The organism is Klebsiella sp. 141240, from assembly GCF_050600805.1.
GTDB classification, from domain to species: domain Bacteria; phylum Pseudomonadota; class Gammaproteobacteria; order Enterobacterales; family Enterobacteriaceae; genus Klebsiella; species Klebsiella aerogenes.
In genome coordinates this window covers 20,642-31,974 of the sequence record NZ_JAQIRK010000029.1, presented here as the reverse complement: position 1 = coordinate 31,974, position 11,333 = coordinate 20,642, and the positions used below count along the sequence as shown (strand labels likewise).

At 42.6% G+C, this 11,333-nt stretch carries 10 protein-coding genes; all 10 read right to left on the bottom strand.

What is annotated here, in order from left to right:
• Nucleotides 1–1,411 precede the first annotated feature (1,411 nt).
• Nucleotides 1,412–4,093, bottom strand: a complete 2,682-nt coding sequence (locus PGQ95_RS25255; protein ID WP_000387412.1) for a TraC family protein — start codon at nt 4,091–4,093, stop codon at nt 1,412–1,414.
• 8 nt (nt 4,094–4,101) lie between these two features.
• A complete protein-coding gene (gene trhV, locus PGQ95_RS25250) occupies nt 4,102–5,052 on the bottom strand; it encodes an IncHI-type conjugal transfer lipoprotein TrhV (RefSeq protein WP_001022587.1) in 951 nt (316 codons plus the stop codon).
• 9 nt (nt 5,053–5,061) lie between these two features.
• Complete coding sequence (gene htdT / locus PGQ95_RS25245; protein ID WP_430919780.1) at nt 5,062–5,814, bottom strand: protein-disulfide isomerase HtdT; 753 nt, start codon at nt 5,812–5,814, stop codon at nt 5,062–5,064.
• A gap of 118 nt (nt 5,815–5,932) precedes the next feature.
• Complete coding sequence (locus tag PGQ95_RS25240; protein ID WP_065311104.1) at nt 5,933–6,415, bottom strand: transcriptional regulator; 483 nt, start codon at nt 6,413–6,415, stop codon at nt 5,933–5,935.
• A 7-nt stretch (nt 6,416–6,422) separates the two neighbouring features.
• A complete protein-coding gene (gene trhB / locus PGQ95_RS25235) occupies nt 6,423–7,778 on the bottom strand; it encodes an IncHI-type conjugal transfer protein TrhB (protein ID WP_000351841.1) in 1,356 nt (451 codons plus the stop codon).
• The gene (gene htdO / locus PGQ95_RS25230) at nt 7,768–8,229 is read right to left on the bottom strand and encodes a plasmid transfer protein HtdO (RefSeq protein ID WP_000521240.1); all 462 of its coding nucleotides are present in this window, start codon (nt 8,227–8,229) and stop codon (nt 7,768–7,770) included. Before htdO ends, trhB begins: the two co-directional genes overlap by 11 nt.
• A 1-nt stretch (nt 8,230) precedes the next feature.
• Entirely contained in the window at nt 8,231–9,502 is a 1,272-nt protein-coding gene (locus PGQ95_RS25225) for a TraK domain-containing protein (RefSeq protein ID WP_000592090.1), read from the bottom strand.
• Nucleotides 9,502–10,290, bottom strand: coding sequence for a TraE/TraK family type IV conjugative transfer system protein (locus PGQ95_RS25220; RefSeq protein ID WP_000783153.1), 789 nt, complete (start codon nt 10,288–10,290; stop codon nt 9,502–9,504). The genes PGQ95_RS25225 and PGQ95_RS25220 overlap by 1 nt, the downstream gene beginning before the upstream one ends.
• Nucleotides 10,291–10,301: 11 nt before the next feature.
• Nucleotides 10,302–10,652, bottom strand: coding sequence for a type IV conjugative transfer system protein TraL (locus PGQ95_RS25215; RefSeq protein ID WP_012006609.1), 351 nt, complete (start codon nt 10,650–10,652; stop codon nt 10,302–10,304).
• A gap of 17 nt (nt 10,653–10,669) precedes the next feature.
• A complete protein-coding gene (locus PGQ95_RS25210; protein WP_000423602.1) occupies nt 10,670–11,023 on the bottom strand; it encodes a hypothetical protein in 354 nt (117 codons plus the stop codon).
• Nucleotides 11,024–11,333 lie beyond the last annotated feature (310 nt).

Here is an 11,333-nt window from a genome sequence, read left to right as displayed (position 1 = left end):
CGGATAACAGTGCCCCAGCTGCTGCTCAGTCACACCACGCCCTGATTAAATCTCTCGCCAGGTCTTGTTAGGACCGAAAATAGCCCGAGCACTGGTGTCGGCAGACCGGCATACAGGAATACGACGTTAATTTGTATCAGCAGGTACATTTCGCATTATGGGAGCAAGTGATAGCAACCCAGCTCAGAACTGAAGGCCTGCATGAGGACAGAACACCAGTTTGGCGATTAAGGGGGTTAAATCTGACAGCGGCTGACAGTGCCTTCAGATGCTGCTCAGGCATACTACTCTCCCTGATATAATCTCCCATATGTTCTTGAGATCGTCGGAAATCGCCCATGCACCGGTGTCGGCAGACCGGTATGCAGTAATGTGATTTTAATCTGTATCAGCAGGCACATTTCGTATCATGGGAGTAAGTGTTAGCAAACCGAACCCCGCCCAGAACGGAAGGTCAATATCAGACCAGAATCCCAGTGTGGCGATTAAGGGGGTTAAATCTGCAAGCTGCTGACAGTGCCCCAGCTTCTGCTCAGTCACACCACGCCCTGATAAAATCTCCTGCCCGGTAATGTGATGACCGAAAAAAGCCCGTGCACTGGTGTTGGCAGACCGGCACGCAGGAATATGACGTTAATCTGTATCAGCAGTTACATTTCGCATTATGGGAGGAAGTGATAGCCACCCAGCCCAGAACTGAAGGCCAGCATCAGGACAGTACCCCAGTTTGGCGATTAAGGGGGTTAAATCTGCAAGCGGATAACAGTGCCCCAGCTGCTGCTCAGTCACACCACGCCCTGATTAAATCTCTCGCCAGGTCTTGTTAGGACCGAAAATAGCCCGAGCACTGGCGTCGTAAGACCGGCATACAGGAATGAGGCGTTAATCTTTATTAGGTGGAAGGATTCGCATCATGGGAGCAAGGGCCCTAGAACTGTAGGCTAACATTAGAAAATCACAGATTGGCGATAAAGGGGGTTAAATAAGTTAAAAGTCTTCGGTGAGCAAATTGGATAAATTTTCATAAACCAAAGCGTTAATATTAAACTTTTAGAAGAATGATTAAAGGATATTAAGTTTTGTATGCAATATGACACCAGTGATCTGTTTTCACTAATAATGCCGCGCTCCTTTGATTACCTTTGGTAAACAAAAATGTAATTTACGTGAATTTCATCTTATAAAGTCAGTATTGATGTTATAAATTTTGTTTACTTAATGCGTACACAACCTAAATGCGATTTGTAATTATGTCACTGTTTTTAAGCCATATTAATTATAAAACCAAAATTTGCAGCACAGTGATGAACTCATTAAGTCATAACCTCATTTGTTTACTTAAGGCATACAATAAAAAACCAGATTCTTATGAGACATCTGGTTTAATTGTTTTTGCTTGAAGATATTTACTCTACGCGGCCAAACCCGCTGCTACTTCTTGAGCATAGAGAATTTCTATTGCCTCGCCATAGCTACAATTCTCGCGGCTTTGAATTTCCCATAATTTACTCCTGTCAGCACTATCCGTAGTAAAACAAAGCTCCATTTTCCGGTCTACGTATAACCGACAGATCTCTTGGAAGTTTTCGAACCTGACTAACATCTCTGAAAACACCTTTTTGACTGTACGAATATTTTTCATTCGTTCATATTCTGCATCTGAAGTAGAAAAATATTTATTAGCCTTCATTGCTTCAATGCTTTCTTTTTCTTGTTTCATGATTATCTTCCAAGGCGAGTTAGCAGTCAGGGCCCGGCCAACAGAAGAAGTAAAATAATCTTCAAACGACTGTGTGATACAGATGCCAGCGCAGTTTGTTTTCCTGAACCTACGCCATGCCGCTTCGAGGAAGGAAGAGAAGAATTGGTTTGATTGATTTCCGGCACCTGATGAATTATCAGGACGAATGTACTCCCAAGCTTCATCTAGGATGAACAAGCGACGACGCCCATCTTTTTTGATGAACATTGCATGCTGAGCAGCCTGAATGATAGACATTAAAACAACTGTCTGAAGGTGGGGGGTGCCTTTTAGCTCCTCCAGTTCCAAAACAATAAATCTGCTGTCGAAGTTGATTGGAGGCAACGTATCGGTAAACCGGTGCCCATAAATTCCACCTTCGCACCATGCTCCGAGTTGCTCCCCAATATCCTTTATACGTTTGTCTTCATGCTTCTTGCAACGCAGAGCAAAGCCGGTTATTGAACCGGTCCGACCTGATTTTCTGGATTCCTGGTACTCTTCTGCAATAAGCTGAAGCATCACTGATTGTTGATAATCATCGATAAGGCCTTTCTCTGAAGCCATAATTTTTAGCTGATTCAGAACCATTATGGTCTGAGCAACTTTGTCTTTTTCTGCATCGTTTGAAGTTGATTCACCGGTAAATTCAGGTGCTTCGTTAAATACATCGTCGTTAACAGTGATGTCAGTTAGGAAGGCAAAGGGATTTAGGGTGAAGTCAGGGGTTTTACCGAAATCAATAAATTGACTGTTTGTATATTGTTCCGCAATCCCCTGGTAAGAACGCCCCACGTCCACTACAAAAACTTGAGCACCATCAGGATCATCATCTGGGTATTCGTTTTCTAAAAAATGCTTAAATGTTGAGCGATAATGAACGAGGTTATTAGATCGCGGTCCAGCTCCAAGATAGTTATTGATTAGATATGCTGTCCAGAATGACTTGCCTGCACCTGACGTTGCACCAATAACCATGTTATAGCTTGCAGAAGTCTTGAAAATATCAAGTCCCATGAGTTGACCTTCACGAGAAACTAAACTCAGTACTGGTCTATCTGTATTACCTTTCCAGGGCCCAAAGATCGGCGTCATATGAGCCGCTCCGGTGTTGCTCACTACTTCGGAACGGTCAAGGTCGAAAATTGTCTTTGGGTCATTGCACATTGGCAGACATGACATAAATGACGGGAAAACGATAAAGGAATCATCTGCTACTTTGACCCGGCTTTCGAGGTAAAAGGATTTGAGATCGTTAGCTGCTGTCTGCACAGAATTGGCATTACTACCCATAACAGTGAAAGTAAGATACCCTCTTAAAAGCTTTGCGCCATCCTCAAGCTCGCGAGTTACGGCCATGTAGTCATTATCCATATCCCGCAGGCGAGGGCAGAATGTGACAACTGAAGGTATACTTGCCTGTTTATTAGTGATTGCTTTGTAGCGGACGTTTTCTTTTGACAACTTGAGCGGATCGGCAAACTGAACAGTCTGAGTGATCATAAATGGGCTGAAAATTGTCTTACGTCCATGCATCCAGTTAACTACTAACTCATACATACAACCGAAATTGACGTATTCAGGAAACTTTACAACGGAAAGTTGTTTGAAGTAACGATGCTCAGATTCGTCGTCACTTTGTGTGACTGATGAGAAATGATTTTCTGTGACTGTATACTTTCGGCCGGGAACGTTAACTTGTTCATTAAGCCTTTTCATAGTGTTAACGTCTATAAAACCTTCAGCCCACCGAGAGTTCTTTCCGGGGTTTACGACCTTATCTATACAATAGAGCCAGTTTTCTGCATCGACCTTAAACGGATGCAGTCCAATCGTAATTAACTTACTTACAAGTTCAGAGTAAAGTGAATCGATACGCGAATGTTCCAGCTCGGTAGGAAGGGCAGACTGTAAAGGAATCGATAGCGAGATCCATACCTGAAAATCCCTCAACATAAGGTTATCATGATCAGGTTTTAAAGGCTTATGCATACTTCTGTCGTAGTAGTCCAACTGATAACCATTAAGCAGATCTGCTTTAAGCTTATCGTTCCCAGTCATACGCCCACCTCGCACAGCTGACCAAGCACTAAGCTGTAAAGTCAAGTCTGGCAATGCAGTCAGAGATATTTGACAGACAGTATCTGTAGGAAAATCCATTTTGAACATTTCAGCAAGAACATCTTGCTGATTATCAAAAACTCCAGGTGATGGATTACAGATAAACATAAACCCTAATCTGTTGCCATCAATCAAAAAATAGTGAGTCCCTGCTAATTGATCGTAAACAGGGATAAACCCACCTAATTGATGGCGATTTAAACCGCTATTGTAATTATTGATAGCTTCCATATTTGACCTTACAGTTGTCTAACAATGCCGTTCGAAGAGACAGCTTTAGTTGCTTTTTGTTGCTGCTGCATATTTTCCCGGGCCGCATCCTGTACTTCTAAAGGAACTATGCGAGCTGGGTTTGAGGTCGAATTCTTGCCAGCAATCCATGTTTGCGGTTTTACGTTGACATAAACGTAGCCGGGAAGATTAAGCGCATCGTTATCATCGGTATAAGGTGCAAAAGTAATTCTCATTACTTTCCCCTGTTGCAGAACAGCAAGTGGTTCAGGAGCCACTACAGCTTGTTTATAACCTTGCGAACGGTATTGCTGGATCTGCCCAGTGTTGAGAGTAGGGTTAACGGGCTGGCCATTGTAAAGAGAGTACATATCCTTGCCAGGGCTGATATCAGAATTAGGTGCAACGTAGCGTGGTGCATTTCCAGCAGAAACCGGATAGCTTGTTTGTTTAACGACTTCCGCAGCCGGATGAACGAAAGGGTTACCAGCTGAAGAGGCAGTGCTATAACTGCTAGTCATCCTTACGTTTGAATTAACCGGTACACCAGAAATAGGCCGTGGTCCAATGGATGAAGTAGGGGCACCCATTTTTAAAGTTTTATCGTACATGACAGGTAACTGACCAACTGGCTTAATTTCGGTTTTTGAATAAGCCACAGGCTGATTTTTAAGGGTTGTAGACTGTGGATATTTGACTTCCCCTGGAGGGCTAATTTCAGTTGGATAACGGCTGTCATTGACAGCCGATTTCTCCTTTCCCGATTCCGACTCTTCCCCCGCAAGTGCAGACAGATCATCTCGATTATTAGTTAACTCCATAACTTCGCGAGGACCTTTACAGATAACGCCCTTTTCAATGCCTGGACATTCGGATTCGGAACTCCCGATGGAGCACCCCGTAAGATATGAGGATGTACCTACAACCAGAGCACTGAGTACCAATCTTTTGATGTTCATAAACTAGCCTTAATTTGTCTCAAATGGATTTTTTAAGAGAGGTTCAACGCTTTGGTTCAACCAGTAGTCGAAATCTTTTGGAATGCCATTACCAGCCAAACCATCCTGTCTGACAACTGAAGGTACACCCTGCAATTTATAAATTCCTGCGAGCATCAATGACGCTACCAAAGGTTCCGCCGGACATTCTTCTGCTTCTTTTTGAGAGAGCAATCTTTTTTCAATGTCGGATTTGCTTCCCATTAGCCAACGAAGAATATCGAGGTTGTTTATTTTTCCTTTTTCTTTACTACACCAGAGCCTTCTAAGCTCTTCTTTTGGCTCACCGGGTGAGGGAACTAAAACAATATCTATCCGATACTTGTCCCGATCTGTATAAAATTTCTTAACAAGTTCCATGCAACCGTCACAATCAAGTGTTAAGAAAATGGCTGCTTGTCTCTTAAGCTTTGAATTTCCCAGATGAATGGACGCTACAGTTTCCAGAGGGAAGGGGGCCTCATCAAGACTAATAAAATAGGAATTTCTGATTTCTTCTACAGTCAGAACAGGTTTACGTTTAATTACATCAACAAGGCTTCCCCCAGTAAGGGAGTATCGGCCATCGGTCGTTACTGCCATTAGCTGCGAACGCTCGTCCTGAAAGAGGTATAGCCCACCAGAAGGAATGTATATGGCATCCTTAGGTTTATATCCTTTCATTTTTGATAACGCACCCGAGATCTGACTGGGTGAAACGCCGCCTTCCTTTGCCTTTGCCATTAACGCAGCAGCATCACTATTAGTTAGGACCTGCTCTGAAGCATAAGTGACCGTATTCGCCATAATGGCGAAAGCCGCCATTAAAGGGAAAAGTAACTTTTTCACTATTGGGTGCCCTCTACTTCTTTGCATTATAAGAACTTGATTGTACCGCTTCAGAGCTATCTTCAAGTTCCATATAAGTGACGATTTCAACACTATCCGGTACAGTAACGGCAAGCGTTGCATCAATAATTAAATAGCCACGGTCACGGTAGATCTTCATTAATGTTCTGAAATATTCTTCGAATTGAGTTCTATCATTGTCAGCAGTACGGCCTTCGTGATGCTTGAAAAATTCCTTACGTAATTCAGGCATGTCAAGCACTGCAATCTTGTACGAAGGCTGTGATTGTTTATTGAAGTAATCGTAAACATTCATAAAGCCTTTATAACCATAAATAATGACCAAAACGGCAAAGGCGAAGAAAAATAAATACTTCAATATTTTTTCAATATCAATTTCGAAGGTAATTTTTTTTGTTGTCCTTTCTCGCACCATTTTTTTAGTGATTTCAGGTCCAGCTGATTCAGTCGATTCTTTTTTTTCTAAACTATCCATTTAAACCTCAGCGACTGGTCAGATTCGTTGGAATTGTAGTTCCGGTCTGAACGACAAATGTAATAGCTCGGCCAGGGCTAATTTCTACGATTGGCCACTGTTGTTCTGCAATTGCGGTGTAGTAATCGACGAGTCGATTAAGGCCACCTTGAGCTGCACCAGCCCCGGCTAATGCCCCAAGTGCACCAAAATTAGGGGACTGATACTGAGCCTGTGAATTAGGGTCGATGTTAAGTGAAGATACCTTACTGGGGCTTAAGCTACCGGCAAGTGAAGAAAGTCCACCGGCAAATGCAGCTCCTGCAATTGCGTTACCATTTCGGCTGATAAGCGTGCCTCGGATCCCATTTTTTCCGTCATTTTCACTTACAGCATATGCTTCCAGTTTTACGTCAAAAGCTTTCCCTTTTGAATTAACACAAGAGATAGAAGTGGCACGTATGTAAGCACGCTGTGACGCCAAATCACCAACAGCTGAACCCAGAAGGTTACAGTCACGCAAATCCATGGTGAAATTATTGGGCATGATGACATCTTTTTTAATACGCATTGTTACTGGCATTGGTTCTGATTTGGAAGAAAGGCTTGTAGGCGCTTCAAGCCCGGTAATCAGAACACCAGTGATAATAGATGTTGCCGGAAGAAACATTTCATCTTTTCGGGCAGCATGCCGCGCTTTGCTATCAACTGGCGCAGTACCATCACCTCGTACAGTCCGAGTAGGCGCTTTATCTCCTGCAATGACCTCTCTGCCTTCCTTGATTCTGTTTTCAGACACGGGCATAACCTGAATGACACCATCGGTACCATTAGTCTTAATGGAACTTTGTGTGATTGTTCTCATCGGGCTATTACGCGTAGGTGTGATAGACGCGTAATTAGGGTTTACGCCATTAATCGGCGCATTAGCATTAAGCTGATAAGGAGCTGCCGGTGCCTGCTCATTAATCGTTTTACGCGAACTACCAGCATCCAAGTTACGATTGCCGTTTCGATTAGTCTGCATATCATTAATTTGCTGAGACAGCTGCTGAAGTTGAGAAGTTAAACTTGCAACTTGGGCTTTAGTTTCCTGTTGGGCTTTTTCTGCTTTTTCGCGGTCCTCTTTCGCCGCATTTTGATCAAGTCGGTTTTGCTTAACCATTTCCTTATATACTTTCTGGCTTTCTTCATTACTCAATTTGTTCATTTGCGAATCATCTAACAACAAATTGGTCTGCATGTCTTTTTTCTGTGTTTTCTTTTCTTTCTTAACTGGTGTGGAAAAAATAGACTGGCTAATAATATAAACAATCACTACCAGCAGAGCGCCAATAACAGAAAGTCTGACGGTCTTATTTTCCCAGGCCTTTTTAATGTCCATGATTAGCTCCACTTGTAGGTTTCTGGAATCGTTTAATTTTTAGATTTCGTTCGCTGTCAGACATCTGAGGAACGATATAGGGATCACCTGCTCTGGCCCAGTTTTCACGAACAGATGGATGATTCATTTCAGCTTTATCTATCTGGCTCGTTCTAGATATTTCATGTTTGTAATTAGGTTCCAAAACGTTACTTTTGTGATAGTCAAAAGCATTCTCCTCATTAATATTGTCCTCTCCTACAAATTTATCAATAAGAGTTGGATCGTTCATTATTACTGTCTGAACGGGAAAAGCGTTACTGCCATCTTCGATACTAATGGGTGCGTCCGGAACGATTAATACACTCCTTTTTGGTATATATTCTGACCTGTAGTAAAAGCTGGTTAAAGCAAATACGACAAAACCAATCACGGTGGCCCCAAGCAGAGCAGGCAAAGTAACTTTTCCCATATTATTTTCTGATTAGACTTGGTCTGGTTGTAACCCGGGCCTCGCGTTCCTTGAACAATTTATCCCGGACTATGTAAAGCTCTGTTTCTTCTCCCGGTTGCAGGTATGCTTTATCAAATAAAGCACTTGCAATAACGCCTTCTGCCATACACTGCTGATCAGCAACGATTTGACCGTATGGTTTATCGTTTTTCACAAGAATTACATCAATAAGTTCACGTGAGCCAACCAGTCTCTGACCGAGCTTTGCATACATATTAAAGTTACATGGGGACTGCTCTGACGCAGGAATACGAGAAAGTCGGTCCTGTTGTAAACTGAATCCTGAAGGGACCTCACCAAGAGCCACAGGAGTCAATAAATCAATGATTCTTTGTTTATGATCGTCTTGTTTTGGATCCGATGGAGCCAGTTCTTCTGACTGGGAGCGGGCCAACATTTCCTCATAGTTTTGCTTATCCAATGAGGTTTCACGTTTGGCTTGCATAGATGGGCTTAAAGATGTAGTAACTGAAATCATCGCACCGGGAACATCAAGCGGTACCAGGGTCAGGTTATAGGTCGATTCAGGTACCTGATCTTCCGACAACATAATCCCGATTGGTTTATCGGTATTAGTTGAAATAAAGACATCGCCACCATTAACAAATATGCTTGCCTCTTCAGCAGGGGTAGAAGTGCTGACAGAAGCATTCTTGAAGCTGGTCGATATTCTGTTTTGAAGTCCTCGTGAAACTGGCAGTACCACATTCCCACCAGGCGGCACATTTACACGCTGAACTTCTTTATATCGGTTACGAGCTTCGACATAAAGTTCATCGGCTTTTGACGTGGCGGTCGCATTGGTTGCATTCTGCTGGGAAGAGGTACCTGTTGGTCTCCCATAGCTATCAATTGCACCAGAGCGGGTCTGTGCGTCAAATCCGGGGAGACTAGGATTATTTGATAATGCTCCAGTAATAGCGCTTACCGCAGGCGAAGCATTGCTGGCTGGGGAAAGTTGCACGGTAGGGAGATCAGTTGTAGGTTTTTGTCCCTGCGCATTACCGGCTTCACTAAGGTTTGTTTGTGCACCTGACTGTTCAGAACCAGCTTGACCCGGAATAATGGCTTTTGCAGCTCCATTCTGAAATCCGTCAGCACCAACTGGCATTACAACCGGGTTATTAATTGTTGCTGGCAATTGGTATTCTTCAGCGATTACGCAGTTCGAAGTCGTGAGCATGATCAATGCGGTAATTGCGTTGAACCCTAAGCCCTTTTTTTTAATCATCACTTGTTACCTGTAGACGGTGGCGGATTATCCAGCGTTGCCAGTTGCTCTTTGCCGTTTATCGTAATTTTTTTAATATTCGGTGTTCCGGAATATTGATTTACATATGCAATTCTTGGGCGACCATTTTTCATCCCGAGAACCCATTCATAAGTCCATTTCGATGATTCAGTTTTGTCCGGAACATTTACAAGTCGAGTCGTTTTGGTACCCCAGACATAGACCATGTCATTTTTTGGATCAAAGTAAATATCATTAGGCTTAAAGGTCTGCTCAACACCACGAGCCTGCATGATATTTATCTGCTCCTGTAAAGACTCACTCGTTTTAGCCTGTAGTTCAGGTGAAAGGGCATCGAGGACATAGGCCGTCACAAAGGAAATATTAGTTGGATTAATATTCCCTAAAAGGGTACTAAAAAAGAGAGCCCATTGTGTTTTATAAGATTCCGATGCTTTGTTACCAACAACCGTGATCTCTTCATTCATGTTTGGAGGGGTAACAATCGTCACTGGGTCAGTGAAAAAAAGAATCTTTGCAACCAATAACCCAATGACGGCTATTGAAACAGTATTAATGCGGATAAGTTTTGTATCACGATTAATCAGGGCGCTGTATGTAATTCCAGCACCTGACGCTTCAGCTTGTGGGCTAAATCGTTTTTTAATGTCCAAAAAACGTCCCTTAGCACTTTCATCTTTCTTTACGTATGACTGTTCAAGATCACCGTTTTCATCCTTTTTAGATTTTTTGAAAAAAGGGATGTTAATGCCACTTAGCATTTTCATTCATAGCTCCATCAAGAATACAAATCTCTGATAAATGGATCGTTGAAATAACGGCTACTAAAAACTGCTTTACCTGGCAAAAAACCGAGCCACCAGAGTCTGTGTTTTAGCAATCCTCTTATTCCTGACTCAGCTGCTTTGTTATACGCAATCCAATATACAACCGCTGCTACAACAGAAAACCCGAAGCATTCGAAGATATTCCCAAATGCAACCAGAATGAATGCAAGCCCTATTTTTTTTGCATCCCAAAACAAAATCAGTAGAGGCATGTTGATCCTGAAAGGGAATCTATAGGTATGCTGAGGAACGTCGTTCTGCTTACTCATTAAAAATCCAGAGAGGGGGATGAACCCCCTCATGCATGATTAACAATAAATTACAGCGGTACGCCAGCATCCATAAAGGTGCTGATAATTTTCTCGCCGTTGGCCATTACCAGCATCATGAATAATGAAACCAGTGCCAGGCCCGGGTTAGGCTTAAGGACAGAGAAATATACGCTTGAGATCAACATCGCGGCTGCCAGAATTTTGCCCGGAGCTCCAGTCATACTTTCACTCATGTATGACCAAATATCTCCCAGTGCCCCATCATCTGAACCCGCATATGCCAGACCGCAAAAAAGCACGGTCAGCAGAACAAACAAAATCACTTTTGCGCTTTTTGTTTTAAAAAGTGCAGCCGTGTTAGATTTCTTTTCACTAAGGCCAATATTTAAAGAAAGTTCCATAATTACTCCGTGTAGATTTGAGTTCACGTAAACGCGAATGAATAATACTTTTTTATTCCGATCCTTCCGTTCGCATAAACCCCCTTTTTTTAACGTTTAGCGATTGGTGAATTTTTAAGCAAAGAGGCCTAAAGCATAATCTTTGAAAAGTACCAGTGAACGCTTAGTAAAAGTTTGAAAGAGGGGAGGGGGTAAGATTACGTTAAGCTCAATCCTGAAGCTGATGAGACTCCTCAAGCATAAAAGTCACTTTTGATGGTTTGAAAAGCTCTAACTAGATATCGGGCAGGTAACTAAGCTTCATATCTAA